Source organism: Acinetobacter sp. NS-4 (assembly GCF_037402435.1).
GTDB lineage: Bacteria > Pseudomonadota > Gammaproteobacteria > Pseudomonadales > Moraxellaceae > Acinetobacter.
Genome location: NZ_JBBEUE010000004.1, coordinates 28,973 through 48,226, shown reverse-complemented (window position 1 = coordinate 48,226; position 19,254 = coordinate 28,973). Strand labels below are relative to the sequence as shown.

Here is a 19,254-nt window from a genome sequence, read left to right as displayed (position 1 = left end):
AAAAAGCCACCTTCGCGGTGGCTTTTTAGTTGAACTTTACATTTGTCCGTATTCAGCCATCAAGCTTAAAAAGTCAGTTTCATTCATCACTTGCACGCCCAGCTTTTCAGCTTTTTCAAGTTTAGAACCGGCTTTTTCACCTGCAACCACGCATTTGGTTTTACTCGACACGCTACCGCTGACACGCGCGCCTAAGGCTTGGAGTAACTGTGTCGCTTCATCACGTCCCATACTGCTTAGCGTCCCGGTAACCACCCAGCTCTCACCATTAAGAGGCTGACGTGTAGGTGCAATTGGTGCATCCCAGTGAATGCCGGCTTCAAGCAAACGATTCACCACTTCCAAGTTATGTTCAGCCTGGAAAAAATCGATAATCCATTCAGCGGTAATATCACCGACATCTGGTGTTTTCTTTAAGGCTTCAAGATCGGCAGCTTTGAGGGCATCAAAAGTCTGGAAGGTATTGGCTAGCATGCGTGCTGTGGTTTCACCTACGCCACGAATCCCCAGTGCATAAATGAATGAAGCCAGCGTGGTTTTCTTGCTGTTTTCAATTGCATCAAACAGGTTCTGAACAGATTTTTCCCCCATTTTTTCAATGCTGAGTAGTTGTTCACGATGTTCATGCAAGCAATAAATATCGGCCACATTTTTCAACAACTCGAGGTGCAATAAAGATTCCACCCAGCGATCACCCAGGCCTTCAATATCTAGCGCTTTGCGCGAAACGAAATGGCGAATCGCTTCAATACGCTGTGCTGCACAGTACAAACCACCTGAACAACGCGCCAAAGCTTCACCTTCCGGCATCACCACCGGCGAATCACAGACTGGACAATTTTCAGGAAGATGGACGGCTACCGCCTCATCAGGACGAAACTCAGGCCAAACTTTTTCCACCTTGGGAATCACATCACCACTACGGTAAACACTGACCGTATCGCCAATACGGACATCCAGACGGTGGATTTCACCAATATTATGCAAAGTGACATTGGATACCGTTACCCCACCCACTGCAACAGGGTTTAAACGCGCGACTGGGGTTAAAGTACCGGTACGTCCCACTTGCCAGTCAATATTTTCAACCGTAGTTAAAGCGGCAACTGCGGGGAACTTGTACGCTGTTGCCCAACGTGGTTCACGACTTAAGAAACCCAATTGTTTCTGCTGTTTTAAGTCATCGACTTTAATGACCATACCATCAATTTCAACACTCAAATTCGCGCGTTTCGCATTGATTTCTTCATAAGCCTTTTGCACATCCTGAATATTGTCACAAATAAAATGACATTCCCCCACCGCAAAACCAAATTGGGTGAGCCATTCCAGGCTGGCATACATAGTAGTTTGACCATGATGCGGTTCACACTGCGCAATACCATAAGCATAGAAGGCCAAAGGACGCGAGGCGGCAATATTTGGATCGAGCTGACGCAAACTGCCTGCAGCGGCATTACGCGGATTGGCAAAAGTCTTCTCACCTTTGGCTTCATTTTCCGCATTCAGTTTTTCAAAGCCGGCTTTAGGCATCAGCACTTCACCGCGCACTTCTAATAGCGCAGGAACTGAACCTTGAGCAGATGAAAGCACTTTCGGCAAGTTACGAATGGTTTTGACATTATGGGTAATATCTTCACCGGTTTCACCATCGCCACGTGTAACCCCCCGTACCAGCACCCCATTTTCATACCACAGTGAAATCGCCAAGCCATCAAACTTCAGTTCGACATCATATTGAATCTTCTGATTCGGTAAACGCTCTTCGATACGGCGGGCAAAGGCAAACAGGTCTTCCTGGTTAAATACATTACCCAATGACAGCATTGGTACCGCATGGGTCACGCTTGCAAATTTAGTCAGTGCTTTGCCGCCAACTTTATTGGTCGGGGTATCCGCTTGTATATATTCTGGGTATTGTTCTTCTAAGGCTTTGAGCTGATGAAAGAGCTGATCATATTCACTATCTTCAATGCTTGGTTGATCCATCACATAATAAGCATGATTATGCTTGGCTAAAATTTGAATCAATTGACGCATTTGCGCTTTGATAGTTGAATCTTGAGTCATTTCTACACCATAAAAAAGGGCGGTCTAGTTCCGCCCTTCACAAATATTTGATCTACTCGCTATTATAGAAATCGAGTCGTCCAGTTTCAAATTAAACTTCTGTACTCTGACCTACACGGTAGTCGATCGCAAAATGACGCCATTGCTCACGCAGTTGTGGCGTAAATTCCTGATTATTCTGATCATACACGGTACCGTCAACTTCACGCGCAATTAAACGTGAAAGACTGTCCATGGTATCAAAGGCATTTTGTACATCACTATGTGGTAAAGCCAGGAAGAAGGCCAAGCCTTTCACCTGTTCAGTGGATAAGGTTTCCAGATCGAAACCGGATGCACCCTCATCGGTAATTTGCAATACCGAGAACAATAACTTACTGCCATCTTCACTATAGCGATGGAAACAAGCCATTTCACCAAAACGCAGACCGTATTTAAGCAATACTTTTAGGGTTTTTTCCCCTGAAAGTACGCGACGTTCTGGATAAACATTTAAAGCCACAAACTCGGCCGCAGTAGATAATGCACTGGCTTCATCCACGCGTTGCTGTTCGTGCAAGTGTTCATCCAGAATGCTGCTTTCATCTTCAAAGTCTGAAATTTCAGCTTTGTCGATATTGCTGTTCAGGTTAAATTCAGCTGACGCTTGTTCTGCAGTTTTTTCAGCTTGAAGTGTTGACTCCTGTTTCACTTCTGCTGTTGTATCTGCCAGTGTATTTTTTGCTTCTACAGGTTCAACTTGAGCAGTTTCAGATTTTTCAGTTTTTACTTCTGCCTGCTTCGGCTCTGGTTCCTGTTCAGCAGTCTTTTCAGCTAAAGTCGGTTCAACACGTTCTGCTTTTTCAGCTTCTTGGGCACTTTGTAATTGATCACGGACATGGCGAGGAATGACCGGTTGCTGGCTATCTGTATTTACATGAAGTTCTGAATCTAATGAAGGTGCTGCATCCGCAGGTTTTTTAAACAATAACCTTAAACCGAATAACATAATGATAACGGCGATAACAATACCAACAATCGTGGTGACTTCCATTTTATGACTCCGCAACTAAACCGTATTCTTTTGCCTGTTCCAAATCGACAGTGACTAATTTTGAGGTGCCCGGTTCCGGCATGGTAACACCTAACAAATCGGTTGCCATCGTCATTGCAACTTTATTATGGGTAATGTAAATGAATTGAACCTGTTCAGAAAGTTCTTTTACCAGGTTACAAAACCGACCCACGTTTGCATCATCTAAAGGTGCATCCACTTCATCCAGTACGCAGAACGGTGCCGGATTTAAACGGAAGATGGCAAACACCAATGCCAATGCTGTTAATGCTTTTTCACCACCGGACAATAACGCCAGAGAACTGTTACGTTTACCCGGTGGTCTGGCCATTAGTTTTACACCCGATTGCCAGTCATCTTCAAGGCTTAAACTGGCTTCCCCGCCATTAAATACTTTAGGGAACAAGTCTTGCAGTTCATGATTGACCTGATCAAAGGTGGTCATAAACAATTTACGGGTTTCCTGGTCAATGCTCTTCATAGCACCTTGCAATTGATCGACCGTTTTTTCCAGATCTTCAATCTGGTGGCTCAGTTCTTCAAAACGTTTGGATACTTCCTCATATTCTTCAGAAGCCGCCAGGTTGACCGCACCCAGTTTTTCAAAGCGCTGCTGTGCCTGTTCCAGCTGTTTTTGATGTGCGGTCGGATCAATCGTTAAACCGCTAATCACTTCACTATTCAGTGCAGCCAATTGTTCTGAATAATGCTGGAAGTCCGATTTAGCCACTTGCCAGGCCAGACGCTTCTCTTCTAACTGACCACGCAATTTTTCATCTTGCTGCTGGTGCTGATGACGCTGTTCAGTCAACTGCTGCTGTTTTTCCTGAACACTGTTCAGCTCAATTTGCCATTCACTCCAGGTTTTTTGCAACTTCTCGGTAATTTGCGCCTGCTCGTTGAATTGTGATTGAAGCGCTGGCAGTTCCAGCTGCACCGGATCGACAAACTTTTTTGCTTGCTCCATTTGCGCAATAATCTGCTGATATTGCGCTTTTGAGAATGAAGCATCTTTTTCCAGTAGCTCAATCTGCTGCTGGGTCTGCGTGGCTTGACGACGCAACAGTTCCAATTCCTGTTGCGCCTGCTGCCAGCTGTGCTGGGTATTTTCCAGCTGTTCACTCAGCTCATCAACCTGAAACTGCATGGTTTTGTAATTGGGTAAAGCCTGCTCCAGTTTCAGATTCAAGGCATGCAAATCAATTTCCAGATCATCTTTCTGCATGGCATCTTCTTCCAGCTGCTCATCCAGTTGTTGTAACTGACTTTGCAATTGCTGCTTTTGTACTGAAAATGCCTGAACCGTGCTTTGTATTTTCGCAATGTTGACATCAAGCTGTTGCAAGGCCTTTTGCTGTAGTTTTAACTGCTCTTGCTGCTCTTGAAGGTTTTTTTGCAGGCTCTGAGTCTGTTGTAACACGGCTGGCAATTGCTGTTCCGCGGCTTCAAGCTGAGGTAGCTGCTGTGCCAGTGCAGTTTCAATTTCATCTAAACGGATACGATGGCTGAGTGCCCCTTGCCCGGCTTGACTTGCTTCGTCATAAAACAGACCGATCACCCAATCCGCACCGACATGATAGCCATCCAAACTCAAGATAGTCTGACCCATGCTTAATTGTGATTGCAAAGACAAGGCTTGAGTGAGCGTGTCTGCTACAGCAACCTGCTGCCAAATAGAATGTTGCGGTGACTCAATCCAGTCGGCTAAACACGGTAAACCAGCTAGCTGCATCCGATCTTGCGAACTATTGCTTTTAAGCTGACGGGCAATACTCTCACTAAAACCAGCATTCGCCTCTAATACTTGTGCAGAAAGCCATTTTGCCAAAAACTTTTCAATCAGATTGGCATGTGCTTTGGCCTGATCTTTCAGTTTCAAGACTTGCATCAACTGTACAGCATCATTCTGAACTTTCGGACTATGCTTAATCAGCAACTGTTCGAGATTTTTCTGTTCCGATTGCAACACATGAATGGCTGACTTCAAACTTGCAGCATCATTTTTTTGCTGCGCGTATTGTGTCTGTGCAAGTTCTAAAGTTTGCTTCTGGGTTTGAATATTGTGTTCTAACTGCTCAATCTGCTGGCTAAGTTGAACTTTTTCATGTTCCAGCTGTTCAATGTCATCTTGCTGATCCTGATTTTGAATCTGCGCTGTTTGCTGTTGCAGGGTTTGTTTTTGCTGCTCGATCCGGGCAATGTTTTTGGCCAGCTGCTCACTTTGCGCCAGCATCTGCATTTTTTGCTGCTGCTGTTTTTCAACCTGGGTTTTGACCAGTTCAAATTGCTGTTGTACCTGTTGCTGTTGCGCTTTCAAGTCACCCAGATTTTGGCTCTGATCCTGCCCCTGACTTTCTTGCTGCTGTAACTGTTCGGTCTGCTGCTCATGCTGAGCTTGCAAAGTTTCAATTCGCAGTTCAATCAGTTGTAATCGCTCTTTGGTCTGTGATTTTTGCTGTTCCAGCTGGCTTAACGTTGTCGAATTTTGCTGGAACAAGGACTGCTTCTGTTCCAGCGTCATTTTCAGTTCAGAGAGTTTCTTTTCAGCCTGTTGCCACTCATTTTGCAGTGGCGTGGACTGCTGAATCAGGCGCTGAAATAACTCACTGGTTGCGGTCAGGTCATGTTCCAGCGTGGTGAGTTCAGAGCGCACCAATTTAAAGTTATCACCCAAGTCGTTCATTTGAAGGGTATATTCTTGCTGTAAGCGGCTGCTTCGCTCACATTGAAAAGACAGCACTTCCACTTTGATGGTGCGAATCTGGGTTTCCAGTTCTTTATATTGAATGGCTGTTTCTGACTGACGTTTTAGGGTTTTCAGCTGCGACTTCAATTCCGCAGCAATATCTTCCAGACGCGATAAATTCTGTGTGGTGTGATCCAGATGCAATAAAGTTTCACGGCGGCGTGCCTGATAGCGTGAAACACCGGCAGCCTCTTCAATAAACACCCGCATTTCTTCAGGTTTGGCATCGACCAGACGGTTAATCATGCCCTGTTCGATAATCGCGTAGGAACGTGGACCTAAACCGGTTCCCAAGAAAATATCGGTAATATCACGACGACGACATTTGGTGCCATTCAGGAAATATTCAGACTTGCCATCACGGTTGACCTGACGACGTACTGCCAGTTCATTATAGGCATTGTAGGCTCCGCCGAGTTTGCCGTAGGTATTGTCAAAACGCAGTTCTACGCTGGCTACCCCGACAGGTTTACGTTTCGCAGTTCCGGTAAAAATCACATCCTGCATGCTGCCGCCACGCAGCTGGCGCGCGCTGGATTCCCCCATCACCCAACGTATGGCATCAATCACATTCGATTTACCACAACCATTGGGTCCAACCACAGCGGTACGATTCGCCTTGAAATGTAAAGTCGTACTATCGGCAAAAGATTTAAAGCCGGAAAGTTTTAAGCTGCTTAAACGCATAATGTCCTGATCAACGTCGTGAACGTCTTGCCCATGCAAGTTCGATTTGTTTCATCCGTGTTAGAGATTCCAACACAAGGTTGCGCAAGTGTCGACAAAAATCGTCCATAAATAAAGTAGCTTGTTGTGATTTTCGGATCAAAACTGCATCAGTCACCAACTTAAACAAATCAAATGATTCCTGTAGCTCACGACGCGAGATATTTAAGGTTAAAAAATAGCTGCGGCGCAGTGACGGTAACAGTTCCTGATAGACCTTCATTAAGTAGGGATTGCCGACCATTTCATGTTGCCGAGCCAAGCCTTGAAAGATCAGGTCATAGAATTTTTCGGTATGCCCCTGACGGGTTTCTTCCTGCAATTGTTCCAATAAGGCCTGAATTCTTTCGGCTTCATGGCTACGCCAGGTTTCGGCCATGCGTTGCACAATTTGACCACAGAGCAATGCACACAGCTCAAACAAGGCACGTACCTGTTGAGCAGACATTTCCGAGACAATCGCACCACGGCGAGGGTAAATTTCAATCAGCTGCGTACGTTCCAGCAACAGTAGCGCTTCACGTACCGAACCGCGGCTGACATCCAGTTCCGAGGAAATTCGCAATTCTTGAATGCGCTCACCCTCAACCAGTTCACCGCGAATGATTTGTTCACTAATATGCCTGGCAATTTGCTCGGACAAACTGTCCTTTTCTTGTTCTTGCATACTGTTCCTATCTTGTTTTTATAAGATGCAACCAAAGAACTTTGGATAAATCCTGATTGTTACTTGCTTTTTTACTTAATTTTAACTGTAAAAAATATGACATTGTCAGACAATTTTTAAGTCGTTAAAGCCAATATCAATTGGTTATAAAAGAATAGAATAAAACTGTTTCTCCCCTTTTATCATCTATCCTTAGATTAACCTCACAATAAGTTATTAATTTTAATTAAAAAATAAATTTCATTTTTTGAGTATTCACATCCTATAAAATAACAGGATGAGCAATACTCAAGTGTGTATGCAAAAAACATAGCACACTTTTTAATCTCTTTTATATCGCTTTTTAAAATTAAAAAAAGGTCGAAAAACCTTGATAAATAAAATACAAACCCACAGTTGCCAATAGACAGGCAAAACATCTTTTCAGCATGGCTGGCGATAACTTATGCGCCACTTTTGCGCCTAATTTCGCTGTCATAAAACTCATGATACTAATACCAATGAAAGCATAGATATGCACATAGCCAATGCTATGCGGTATTTTGGCCTCAGTATTGGAACCAAACCACATAAAGCCCAAAGCGCCGGCAATGGCAATCGGCAAGCCACCTGCGGCCGAAGTCGCCACCGCTTTTTGGATCACCACGCCGTGACGGCTTAAATACGGCACGGTCAGGCTGCCACCACCAATACCAAAAATGGCAGAAGCAACACCGATTCCTGCACCCACCATGATTTGCATACCTTTGGAAGGTAAATGATGGTTAGGGTCAACCGGTTTGCTTGCGCCATTAAACATGGTGTAAGCCACCCAAATGGCAAAAAAGCCGATCAACAATTGCAAGCCCTGACCAGACAGATAATCTGCAATGCCTGCCCCTAAAAATGCCCCGAATGCCAAACCCGGAGCCAGATTGCGAAATACGTCCCACATCACTGCACCTCTTTTATGATGTGCTGTAATGGAGCTAATAGAGGTCACAATAATGGTGGCCAGGGAAGTCCCCAGAGCCAAATGCATAATCACCGAAGGATCATAATGTAACTGGGTAAAGACGATATAGAGGATGGGAACAATAATCAGGCCGCCACCGACACCAAACAATCCAGCAGCAAAACCCGCCATTGCACCAATCAATAAATATATGATTAATTCCATTCGGTCATTTCCAGCCATTCGTAAATACAAGTAGAGCGTGATATTAGATGAGTTTTACCGTTTTTTCCAAAAAATTAGTAAAATCATTGAATTGTATTTCTTGTCATCATCCATTTAACGCATAATCATCCTATCCATTAAAAGAGCTGTTCTTTCCGGCTCAATTCTGGTTTTGATGATGCATCATTATTTTATGATAAACCGAGTTTGAATAAGGAAGTGGATCGTTTTTTAAAAATTAGCAACGATTTGTATTCCATTCATTCCCCTACCTTTCAAGTTTTTTAAACCCTCTGCATTTTTTAATCTATAGCATGAATTTCATGGCTCACCATGCAATTCAGAAGTATGGCTTGAATCATCCACATTTCGATTATCCGTATGATCAGAATTACAAACAGGCTAAAATTTATTCTTCATTTTGCTGTTGGATGGATCGCATGATAGAAACTGAGCGCTTAATACTTCGGCAATGGCAAGCAAGGGATCATGCAACTTTCATCAAGATGGGATTAGATCCTGACGTAATGAAATATTTTCCCCGTTGTTTAACCCCAGAGGAGAGCCTGAATTTTGTTGATAGCGTGACAAGCTTTATTGATAAAAATGGATGGGGATTTGGGGCTATAGAATTAAAACAGATGCATGAATTTATTGGATTCATTGGCTTACGCAGCCAACCGACCCAATTCGATTTTTCTCCCTGTATGGAAATCGCCTGGCGCTTAGCAAAACAGTTCTGGCAAAAGGCTATGCCACCGAAGGCGCTCAAGCTGTTTTAGATTATGCCTTTAATATGCTAAAGCTGAATGAAGTGATTTCCTTTACCGCTTCAGTCAATACGCCTTCTGAAACGGTGATGAAAAAATTGGGCATGCACAAGGTCAAAGAGTTTAATCACTCTCAACTACCTGTAAATCATGTTTTGGCAAGACATGTTTTATATGAAAAATATAAGCCTATTTAGCATAATGAGCATGAGATAAAAATCACGCATAGCTTGATTCATGCTTCATCGTTTAGGCTTTACTCCCTCTTCCGCAAAGACCTGTAGTACCAGCTACCATTGCACCCCTCCATACATATATGATTAACTCCATTATTCACATGCCACTAGCTTAGATTTAAATGGATTTAGAGACCCGACAGCTGCAAAAAATCCTCGATGATGCCCATCATCTTCCTGAAGTTTTGTTACTCAAACCCGTCACCACCTCGACCAATGATGATGTACGTGAAATTGCACTCAAAGGCGTACACAGTGTTCTGGTTTGCAGTACCCGACAAACCCAAGGTCGTGGACAGCGTCAACGAGAGTGGGTATCGCCTGAAGGCAACATCTATTTGAGTACCTTGCTAAATACACAAACACCTATTGACGGCCGACTGGCGCTTGAAATTGCACTGAATATTTTGCAAATGCCCAGCCTTATCCCGCTTGAACTGCAAGTGAAATGGCCAAATGATCTGTATAGCTCCCAAGGTAAATGGGGCGGTATTTTGATTGAACCGATTTCCCCGCATCAGGTCATTGTCGGGGTCGGTATCAATCTTGAACCTGTTCCACAACAACAGATTGACCAGCATGCAACCTCGTTGCGTGAATTGGGATTAAAAGATATTTCCCGTATTCAGCTGATTGCAGAATTGTATATGGCCATCCAGCAAGCCAGTGCATGGTTTGATCATGACTGCTATAACCTGGCAGCACGCTTTAACCACTATGCCGCTTTTAAAGATCAGGCGGTTGAATTTGAAGACCATTCAGGGCTATGTTCGGGTATCTTCTTGGGAATTCAGGACGATGGTTCGGTCAGTATTGAAACCCATGAAGGATTAAAACAGTTTTATCAAGGGCGTTTACGCTGCCTGAACCCCTCTGCGTAGAGAAATGCAATGAAGAATTTATGGCTGGATATCGGCAATACCCGACTCAAATACTGGATTACTGAAAATGAGCAGATTATTGAACATGCTGCAGAATTGCATCTGCAATCTCCTGCCGAGCTGCTATTAGGCTTAATCCAGCATTTTAAAAGTCTAGGTCTGCAACAAGTCGGGGTGTCTTCGGTTCAGGATAAAAAGAACAATGACCGTATCCAGAAAATTCTCAAGTTTTTAAATATTCCGGTGACTTTTGCCAAAGTACATGCCGAATATGCCGGTTTGCGCTGTGCTTATGAAGATACCACTAAATTCGGTATAGACCGCTGGCTGCAAATGCTGGCCGTAGTCAATAATCCAGCGCAAAAATATTGCGTGATCAGTTGTGGAACCGCATTGACCATTGACCTGACAGATGGCATGCAACATTTGGGCGGTTATATCCTGCCAAATCTGTATTTACAGCGTGATTCGCTGATTCAAAATACCAAAGGCATCAAGATTCCCGATGCAACATTTGATGAACTGACCCCAGGTCGTAATACCATCGATGCCGTACACCATGGCATTCTGCTCAGTCTGGTCAGTACCATTGAAAAAGTGCTGGATAAATATCCTAGCCAACTGATTCTGACGGGTGGTGATGCGCCATTATTTGCCAGATATCTTGCACAATATCAGCCTGCAATTGAGCCTGACCTGCTACTCAAAGGTTTGCAGAATTATATTTATTCGCTCACTGAAGCCTGATCTTGCCGAATCAAATAGGGTTGGATGCTGTGCCAGACTTCAGGCAGTTCGGTACAACCTTGGGAATCGATAAAATGTCCCTGATGCTCGGCGGCAATCAGTTCGGTATCCAGACTTTTGGCCTGTTCGATGCTGAATTTGGGCTGGACGCGATCATCCCCTTCTGAATAAATCACTACCCGATGTTCGATCTGACGTTTTAGCAATTCAAAATCTATCCGGGCAGCGTCAATAAAAGGATTCACTTCATCTAAGCGTCCCAGACGCCCATTAAAACCGGCAATCAGAATCAGCTGCTTGATACGTTGGGTTTTTAAATGTCGGGATAAATAATGCAGTGCCGCAATACAACCCAGACTATGGGCAATCACGATACTGTTTTCATCCAGACTGCCAGCCTGCTCAGCAATTTGCGCTTCCCACACCGACAATTCCGGACGTGGTGAAGGATCGAGATGCAGGATTTTCAGGCTAAAATGTTGTTGAGCCGCAAGCTGCTGAAACCACGGATACCAGTTTTCTTCCGGGCTTGCGGTATAACCATGTATCACAATCACTTGAGCCATTGTTATTGTTCCTTATCCATGAACTCTTTGAGGATGTAACCAGCCTAACCTGAATAAGATGTTTCAATTGTTATATGTTTTTATCTCAACGGAACTGGAGTAGGTATTTTTTTATCTCTGTCCAATCAACCTGATATTTTCTCAGAATTTAGCTTAAGCCTCATAGCCTTTAGCTACCCAACATAGCCTTTAGCTAGCCAACATAGGCTTCAATATCTCCCACACCTCTTTAAACTCAGTAAAGCCATCTTGACGCATAAAATGCCCCGCATCTTGCACTTCCTGCATTTGCGCATTGAGATAATGCCCAAGCAGTACGGCCATCGGCGGTGGAACAAAGGGATCATTGCAAGAAAATAATACAAAACGTCGGGAAATCTGTTTTTGTAAAATCGACATATTGAGTTTGGCTTGCTCAATAAAAGGATCCAGTTCAGGGAGCGCAGTCAATTTATCCTTAAAACCAGCGACCAGAATCAGACCTTTAATTTGAGTTTCACTTAAGGCTTGGGCTTGCGATAAAAAATGTAGGCTGGCCAGACTCCCCAAGCTATGCGCAATAATAATACTTTGCTGATCCAGTTGAGGAATTTGCATCTTTAACGCTTGTTGCCAGAGCTGAAAATCAGGCGCATTGGCATCTGGCAATATTAAACGTCTGGCAAAATTCCCAGAATGCTGTATCTGCTGGCTCAACCATGGAAACCAGTGTTCATTAGGTGAGGTACGATCACCATGCACGATATAAACTTTCTTTTGAATCGATGGCATCTGTTTTCTTCTTATTATGTGTTTTAGTGTGATTGTTTTCACGTAATTATTAAGCAAAGGGCTACAAAATGGAATGAGAAAATCCAGCTGATTGGTAAAAAAATGAACTGAAAAATTGAAATAACAATAAAAAAGACGCCCTAAAGCGTCTTTTTGGTGTTCAAAAGATTATTTCTTTTGATCGTTATTACCGAACAATGGTCCCATACCGCCGCCACCGCCAAATTTATTTTGCATGCCACTCAATGACTTCATCATTTTTGCCATACCCGACGGATTGGCAAATTTCTTCATCATTTTAGCCATTTGTGCATGTTGTTTAATCAGTTTATTGACTTCAACAACTTCCATACCACAACCCGCTGCGATACGTTTTTTACGGCTCGGGTTCATCAGGTCTGGGTTACGGCGTTCTTTAATGGTCATCGACTGGATAATCGCTTCCATTTTTTTCACTTGCTTTTCAGGGTTCGCTTGCGCAATCGCATCTTGAATACCTGAGTTGCTCATGCCTGGAAGTTTATCCAGAAAGCCCATCATGCCGCCCATTTTGTTCATTTGTTCAAATTGCATCAGCATATCTTCAAAGTTGAAGCTGCCGCCTTTTTGCAATTTTTTCGCCATTTTTTCGGCTTTTTCTTTGTCGATTTTACGTTCAACTTCTTCGACCAAAGAAAGTACGTCACCCATACCCAAGATACGCTGTGCAATACGCTCAGGATGGAATGGCTCAAGCGCATCGAGTTTTTCACCCATACCCAGGAATTTGATTGGCTTGCCGGTAATGGCGCGTACAGAAAGCGCTGCACCACCGCGTGCATCACCATCAGTCTTGGTGAGGATCACACCTGTTAAAGGCAAGGCATCATTAAAGGCTTTGGCAGTATTTGCAGCATCCTGACCGGTCATGGCATCGACCACGAACAGGGTTTCAGTTGGCTTGATGGCTGCATGAAGCTCTTTAATTTCGTCCATCATGTCGTCATCGACATGCAAACGACCTGCGGTATCGACAATCAGCACATCAGCAAACTGGATTTTAGCTTGCTCAATGGCACGAGTGGCAATAGTAATTGGTTTTTCATCGGCGCTAGATTCAAAGAAAATCGCGCCAACTTCACCCGCAACGGTTTGTAGCTGTTTAATCGCTGCAGGACGGTAAACGTCGGCAGACACCATTGCGACTTTTTTCTTTTGACGCTCTTGTAAGAATCGAGCAAGTTTTGCTGCAGTCGTGGTTTTACCTGCACCTTGCAAACCAGCAAGAAGTACAACTACAGGAGGTTTTGCAGCAAGGTCTAGGCTTTCATTGGCCTCGCCCATCATTTTGGTCAGTTCGTCATGTACAATTTTGACGAACGCCTGGCCCGGTGATAACTGAGTCATCACTTCTTGGCCCAATGCCTCTTCCTTAACTTTCGCGATGAACTCACGAGTTACAGGTAACGCCACATCGGCTTCAAGAAGTGCCATACGCACTTCACGTAACGTATCTTTAATATTGTCTTCGGTTAGCTGCCCTGAGCCAGTAACATTTCTTAAACTCTGCGTGAGTCGTTCTGTTAAGGTATCAAACATTGCAAATTCCGCTTAAAATAGCCGTGAGCAAAAAATTGTTTCTTAAAATAGAAAATTTATGCATAGAATGCTATAGGATACTGTAGTTCGCATCGAATTTATATAAATGAATATTCATCATCCTGAAAAAGGTTTGACATGATTAGCCTGCCCTTGGTTTACACGATCTTAGCATTAATCGCTTATACCTCATCTTTCTGGTATCTGTTTATCCACTTAATGTCAAAACGTGATCCAAACCATTGGCTTATTGGGCTGGTACTGGGTTTAGGGGTAATGTTGCACGGGGCTGTGCTGTATAGCGATATGCTGACCCCTTTAGGCATCAATTATGATGTTTTTGTATTAATGTCATTTACCTCTGGTCTGATGCTGCTGCTTAGCCTGCTGTTCAGTACCTTTCGTCCCATTTTGGCACTGAATTTACTGGGTATTCCTGTTGCTGCAATCGGTCTCATTTTAGGTTTTACCTTAAGCAAGACCAATCAGGTGATTGAACAGCATTCTTTGGGCCTAGACATTCATATTATTTTGTCTTTATCCGCCTATGCGGTTCTGTTGATGGCCACCATTCAAGCCGTGATTTTGTGGTTTCAAGACCGGGAATTAAAAAATAAAACCAAAAGACTATGGGTTAATTTATTACCTTCATTCCAGGCGATGGAATCCTTACTGTTTGATTTAATCATTACCGGTTTTATCTTGCTGACTTTAGCGCTTGGTTTTGGTTTCTTTACCATTGAAAATTTCTTTGCACAGCATTTGGCGCATAAAACGGCGTTTAGTATTATTTCCTGGTTTGTTTATGGCTTCCTGTTGATTGGCCATTACCAGTTTGGCTGGCGCGGTCAGAAAGCCATTCGCTTTACTTTGATTGGTTTCTTCTTATTGGCAGTGGGTTTTATTGGTTCCAAGTTTGTACTGGAAATGATTTTGGGCAAGTAAAATTCTTTTGTTCAGTTTGCCTAATTAAAAGCGTGGAACATGATAAATTATTAAAAAGGCCCACCCCTTATGGTTTGGACCTTTTTTTTCACACGATATATCATTGATTAAAAATAATAAATTGATGGTTTCGTATAACTTGTATATGTTAATTTTAGAAAATCTTAATCATCGATCAAATAAATTATTAATATTTTTCTTCAGAGTAGTAGCAACATTAGGATCAAATCCATCTACTAAAAATCTACTAATTAACCCTTCTATTAAAGTATAAATTAGCTCAGACAAATCTTGATGATCTGCTAATAGGCAATTTTTCGATACTAAATCTTTTATCCACTGCTTATGCTTTTTAGAAACGGAAATTATATCTTTTTCATTTTGACCAGACTCAGCTACAGCTCTAACAAATAAGCACCCTTTGAAAGATTCTTGTTGAAACCATTCCATATGCCAATCAAAAATTTTATTAATTGCACAAATACCTTCTGCCGTTCCAATGTATTTGAATAAGCTCTCTTTAAATTTTTCATCACGAGCTCTAAGAACCGACTGAACCAACTGATTTTTATTTTTGTAGTAAGTGTACATAGTGGTTTTAGAACAACCAGATTCATCTCGAATTAGATCTACCCCGACGCCAACAAAGCTATTTTGATTAAATAGTCTTTCTGCTGTATCTAAAATTTTTAATGCTGATTTTGACATTTGTCGCATCCTAAAAAATAGTACAGATCTGTACTATTTTTTATTTTATCTATATTATGGTTTGAAAACAATATTTTGAAAGAGGGATAGACATGTTTTCGATTTTTGAAGGAAAGGAAAAATTAGCTGCATTTCCCAAAAGGCATGAAGTTTTTAGAAGTTTATTTGGAGGAACGATCAGCATCTTTCTTCTACTTTTGCTTACTAAATTAACAGGTAATCTCTACATCATGGCTCCTTTTGGCGCTACTTGTGTAATTCTGTATGCTGTTTCACAGTCACCATTGGCACAACCTAGAAATGTTATATTTGGTCATTTCATTTCAGCTTTTATCGGCTTATTTTTCCTTAAGTTTTTCCCTGATTCTATTTTGACTATAGCTTTATCTGTAGGCTGTGCAATTGCCTTAATGCAAGTTTTTAAATGTGTACATCCCCCAGCGGGAGCTAATCCATTAGTGATACTTTTAACAGCAAATTCCATCAACTATGAATGGAGTTTCTTGGTTTTTCCTGTGTTATTAGGATCTATAGCTTTAGTTTTGGTTGCTACTGTTGTAAATAATATTAAAACTAATAATAAGTGGCCTCTATATGGCTTAGGTTTAATCAGAACCAAGTAATAAATTGACTGAAGGTTAAATCTATTTAACAGAGTGGCACTTATGCGAAATGCAAATGTTAGAAACCATTTAAAGTATCTGTATTCTTACCAATTAAAATGTATAGTCTATGATATACATCAACATCATGGATTGAATATGCATTTGAGATGCTGATCACTATGTCTAACAAAGAGATTTAAATCCTGTTTTTGACTCTTGCAGTTTAAAACAGGACATTTCTACTTAGGAATAACAATACGAAATATAAGGCTTAAGACCTATCTCACACTACAATATTTCAAAGCCCTTTACCTAGACAACCCACATAAAAAAACGTATAACACCGTTTTTCAAATTTAACGGGTAAACCTCACTGTGAAACTCATCCTTGCACCCATGGAAGGCTTAACAGACCCCATTATGCGTGATGTACTCACGTCTGTGGGCAGCTTTGACTGGTGTGTAACCGAGTTCATTCGTATCACGGATTCCGTTCTGCCTGAACACATTTATCATAGCTACTGCCCAGAACTCCTCAATGATGGTAAAACCACTGCTGGCACACCTGTGCATGTACAGTTTTTAGGAAATAATCCTGAAATGCTGGCAGCCAATGCCATTCGTGCAGTGGAACTGGGGGCTCCTGCGATTGATATGAATTTCGGTTGCCCTGCAAAAACGGTTAATCGTCACCGTGGCGGTTCAGTGCTGCTGGATGAACCCGAAGTGGTACATCTGCTGGTCAAAGCCGTTCGGGATGCTGTACCCAGTCATATTCCAGTTTCAGCCAAAATGCGCCTAGGCTATATGGACCGTAACTATACTCTGGAAAATGCCCATGCCATTGAAGATGCGGGAGCAGCCTGGGTCACTGTGCATGCACGCACCAAAGCAGAAGGTTATACTCCGCCAGCGTTCTGGGATCAATTGCAACCGATTCGTGAAGCACTAAAAATTAATGTCATTGCCAATGGTGAAATCTGGACCAATGCAGATGCCAAGCAATGTCAGCTTGAATCCGGTTGTGAAGATTTAATGATTGGTCGGGCTGCAGTAACCACACCGGATATCACGCAATGTATCCGCCAAAATCAAGATGATCCTATGATTACCTGGGACGAGCTATTGGCTTTGCAAAGCCGCTTTTTAAGTGGTCCCTATAAAAAAGAAATTAATATGGTGGGACGTTATAAACAGTGGCTCGGCATGATGTCCAAGCATTATCCAGAAGCCAAAGAATTGTGGAACGAGGTCAAAAGGATTAAAGCTTTGACTGAAATCATTGAAAAGTTGAATCAACTACAGCACTAAAAAATAAAAGCCTTTGCATATGCAAAGGCTTTTTTCGATCAAGTTCCCTGTTTACGCTGTTTTAAGTTTGCTACATGTAGGCGATTGGTTTTCCAGGATTTCTCTAAAACTTCTTTTTCAATCCGTAATTGAATCCGTTTCAATTTCATCGCAGGAATCACTTCGTCCTGAAAACCTCTAACATAATCAGTCCATGCCGCGCCACGAAACACATTACTTGGCATGGCAGTTTTAAATTCACTTTCTGGCATAAATACAATCACCGAATGCAAATGTTGCGGTTCAATAATATCGGACAACACATCTTCCAGCACTTTCGTGTGTTTATAATTCTGATGTAAGGGGTTTTGAAATTTATAGCTTTTTTTATAAATCTTTTGTGTCCACATTTTTTGACGTTCACCACCAAAAATCCAACCCGTATAATTTTTGGTCTCGATAATAAAGATGCCATAGGGACTTAACAGAATATGGTCTATTTGGGTCGTTCCTGCCTGTTCATCTGGCAAAGTACAATCATTTAATAAAATATAACGCTGGTCTTTCAAATAGAGTTTGACGTGTACAGCTACCGCTAATTCCCCAACTTTTCCTTTCAAAAAAGGTTTAAATATCTTAAAAAGAACAGCGGCAGCAAATAATAAAATGATCCACCACAACTGTGAAAAAAGTGGTATAAAAATTTGAGAAATGTTCATTCAATGAAGTTCATATTATATTTTTAATAACAATAACATAAACTTATTAAATTAGTGAAGATTCAAGTTTCAATAAAATTTCTTTGTTCTCCAGTCCACCGGCAAAACCCACCAGTTTTCCGTTTGCACCTACTACGCGATGGCACGGCGCGATAATCGAAATCGGGTTTTTGCCATTGGCTGCACCCACTGCACGTACCGCTTTGACGTTACCGACTTGCTGGGCAATATCTCGGTAACTGCGGGTTTGACCAAATGGTATGGTGAGTAAGGCTTGCCAGACTTTCTGCTGAAATTCAGTTCCTTCAAAATCTAAGGGCAAATCGAATTGCTGTCTTTTTCCAGCAAAATATTCATTTAACTGCTTTTGAGTTTCCAACAAAATAGGATGATTAACCTGTTCGATCAATTCAGCTAAACGTAGCCGTTTGGGATTTTCATTTTCCCAAAGTACTGCCACCAAAGCCGTGTCATTGGCAACCAGTTTTAAAGTGCCCACAGGAGAAGCCATTTCCATAAAAGCCAGTTTCATTGTCTTCTCCTGTAGTGCAATAGTAGTGCAATAAATAAGCGAGATAGTTAGGATGATGACAGTTTCATCAACACTAATCCAGAAATAATCAGTACCGCAGCGAGCATACGCATGGCTGATGCAGGCTCACCCAAAATAAAAACACCGACCAGAAAAGAACCGACTGCTCCAATCCCAGTCCAGATGGTATAAGCCGTACCCAGTGGTAAAGTGCGCATGGCATAAGCTAATAAGGCAAAACTTAACACCATAAAAACCAGGGTAATAATACTCGGTGTGAGACGGGTGAAACCTTCTGAAAGTTTCATGGCATAGGCCCAGACAATTTCAAAAAGACCCGCTAAAACCAGAATGACCCAAGCCATGACGACGATGCTCCATTTGATTAGAGTCAGGTCGTCCTGACGAATTTTCTCGGTGCAATACTGATTTGTATTGCATCAAGGGAGGTCGTTCCTCCTGCAACTTATCTGATAATTATATA

Annotated in this window: 17 protein-coding genes and 1 pseudogene; 6 read left to right on the top strand and 12 right to left on the bottom strand. The window is 42.3% G+C overall.

Annotation, left to right across the window (positions count from 1 at the left end; all coding sequences use genetic code 11):
* Positions 1-36: 36 nt before the first annotated feature.
* The 5 genes from ligA to WAE57_RS04315 all read right to left on the bottom strand — a co-directional run bounded on the left by ligA (position 37) and on the right by WAE57_RS04315 (position 8,422).
* Complete coding sequence (gene ligA, locus WAE57_RS04335; RefSeq protein ID WP_337708572.1) at positions 37-2,070, bottom strand: NAD-dependent DNA ligase LigA; 2,034 nt, start codon at positions 2,068-2,070, stop codon at positions 37-39.
* Positions 2,071-2,161: 91 nt separating this feature from the next.
* Positions 2,162-3,103, bottom strand: coding sequence for a cell division protein ZipA C-terminal FtsZ-binding domain-containing protein (locus WAE57_RS04330; RefSeq protein ID WP_337708570.1), 942 nt, complete (start codon positions 3,101-3,103; stop codon positions 2,162-2,164).
* A 1-nt stretch (position 3,104) separates the two neighbouring features.
* Positions 3,105-6,557: a chromosome segregation protein SMC gene (gene smc, locus WAE57_RS04325; RefSeq protein WP_337708890.1), complete on the bottom strand. Its 3,453-nt coding sequence runs from the start codon at positions 6,555-6,557 to the stop codon at positions 3,105-3,107.
* A gap of 10 nt (positions 6,558-6,567) precedes the next feature.
* Entirely contained in the window at positions 6,568-7,263 is a 696-nt protein-coding gene (locus WAE57_RS04320; protein WP_301433857.1) for a GntR family transcriptional regulator, read from the bottom strand.
* Between the two features lie 349 nt (positions 7,264-7,612).
* On the bottom strand, positions 7,613-8,422 hold the full coding sequence (locus WAE57_RS04315; protein ID WP_337708566.1) for a sulfite exporter TauE/SafE family protein: 810 nt from the start codon (positions 8,420-8,422) through the stop codon (positions 7,613-7,615).
* Between the two features lie 440 nt (positions 8,423-8,862).
* Between WAE57_RS04315 and WAE57_RS04310 the strand changes: the two are divergent.
* The 3 genes and pseudogenes from WAE57_RS04310 to WAE57_RS04300 all read left to right on the top strand — a co-directional run bounded on the left by WAE57_RS04310 (position 8,863) and on the right by WAE57_RS04300 (position 11,056).
* Positions 8,863-9,389, top strand: a pseudogene (locus WAE57_RS04310) (GNAT family N-acetyltransferase).
* Between the two features lie 161 nt (positions 9,390-9,550).
* A complete protein-coding gene (locus WAE57_RS04305; RefSeq protein ID WP_337708564.1) occupies positions 9,551-10,309 on the top strand; it encodes a biotin--[acetyl-CoA-carboxylase] ligase in 759 nt (252 codons plus the stop codon).
* A 9-nt stretch (positions 10,310-10,318) separates the two neighbouring features.
* Positions 10,319-11,056 carry a type III pantothenate kinase gene (locus tag WAE57_RS04300; RefSeq protein WP_337708562.1) on the top strand — a complete coding sequence of 246 codons (738 nt, stop codon included), beginning with the start codon at positions 10,319-10,321 and terminating at the stop codon, positions 11,054-11,056.
* Here the strand turns inward: WAE57_RS04300 and WAE57_RS04295 are convergent.
* The 3 genes from WAE57_RS04295 to ffh form a co-directional block, all read right to left on the bottom strand.
* On the bottom strand, positions 11,035-11,622 hold the full coding sequence (locus tag WAE57_RS04295; RefSeq protein ID WP_337708560.1) for an alpha/beta fold hydrolase: 588 nt from the start codon (positions 11,620-11,622) through the stop codon (positions 11,035-11,037). The genes WAE57_RS04300 and WAE57_RS04295 overlap by 22 nt on opposite strands.
* Before the next feature lie 189 nt (positions 11,623-11,811).
* Positions 11,812-12,393, bottom strand: coding sequence for an alpha/beta hydrolase (locus WAE57_RS04290; protein ID WP_337708558.1), 582 nt, complete (start codon positions 12,391-12,393; stop codon positions 11,812-11,814).
* A gap of 168 nt (positions 12,394-12,561) precedes the next feature.
* Entirely contained in the window at positions 12,562-13,971 is a 1,410-nt protein-coding gene (gene ffh, locus WAE57_RS04285; protein WP_086174922.1) for a signal recognition particle protein, read from the bottom strand.
* 138 nt (positions 13,972-14,109) lie between these two features.
* Between ffh and ccsA the strand changes: the two genes are divergently transcribed.
* Positions 14,110-14,916, top strand: coding sequence for a cytochrome c biogenesis protein CcsA (ccsA, locus tag WAE57_RS04280; RefSeq protein WP_237788379.1), 807 nt, complete (start codon positions 14,110-14,112; stop codon positions 14,914-14,916).
* Positions 14,917-15,084: 168 nt separating this feature from the next.
* On the opposite strand, the gene WAE57_RS04275 is transcribed toward ccsA, so the two are convergent.
* Complete coding sequence (locus WAE57_RS04275) at positions 15,085-15,624, bottom strand: TetR/AcrR family transcriptional regulator (protein WP_337708554.1); 540 nt, start codon at positions 15,622-15,624, stop codon at positions 15,085-15,087.
* Positions 15,625-15,716: 92 nt separating this feature from the next.
* On the opposite strand from WAE57_RS04275, the gene WAE57_RS04270 reads away from it, so the two are divergent.
* On the top strand, positions 15,717-16,247 hold the full coding sequence (locus WAE57_RS04270) for an HPP family protein (protein WP_337708552.1): 531 nt from the start codon (positions 15,717-15,719) through the stop codon (positions 16,245-16,247).
* A gap of 357 nt (positions 16,248-16,604) precedes the next feature.
* Positions 16,605-17,540 (top strand): tRNA-dihydrouridine synthase, encoded by a 936-nt coding sequence (locus tag WAE57_RS04265; RefSeq protein ID WP_337708550.1) that lies wholly within the window; start codon positions 16,605-16,607, stop codon positions 17,538-17,540.
* 38 nt (positions 17,541-17,578) lie between these two features.
* On the opposite strand, the gene WAE57_RS04260 is transcribed toward WAE57_RS04265, so the two are convergent.
* The 3 genes from WAE57_RS04260 to sugE are packed head-to-tail and all read right to left on the bottom strand — an operon-like array spanning position 17,579 to position 19,135.
* The gene (locus tag WAE57_RS04260) at positions 17,579-18,238 is read right to left on the bottom strand and encodes a nuclease-related domain-containing protein (protein WP_337708548.1); all 660 of its coding nucleotides are present in this window, start codon (positions 18,236-18,238) and stop codon (positions 17,579-17,581) included.
* Positions 18,239-18,284: 46 nt separating this feature from the next.
* Positions 18,285-18,770: a methylated-DNA--[protein]-cysteine S-methyltransferase gene (locus WAE57_RS04255; protein WP_337708547.1), complete on the bottom strand. Its 486-nt coding sequence runs from the start codon at positions 18,768-18,770 to the stop codon at positions 18,285-18,287.
* Between the two features lie 47 nt (positions 18,771-18,817).
* A complete protein-coding gene (sugE, locus tag WAE57_RS04250) occupies positions 18,818-19,135 on the bottom strand; it encodes a quaternary ammonium compound efflux SMR transporter SugE (protein WP_166171056.1) in 318 nt (105 codons plus the stop codon).
* Between the last annotated feature and the right edge of the window lie 119 nt (positions 19,136-19,254).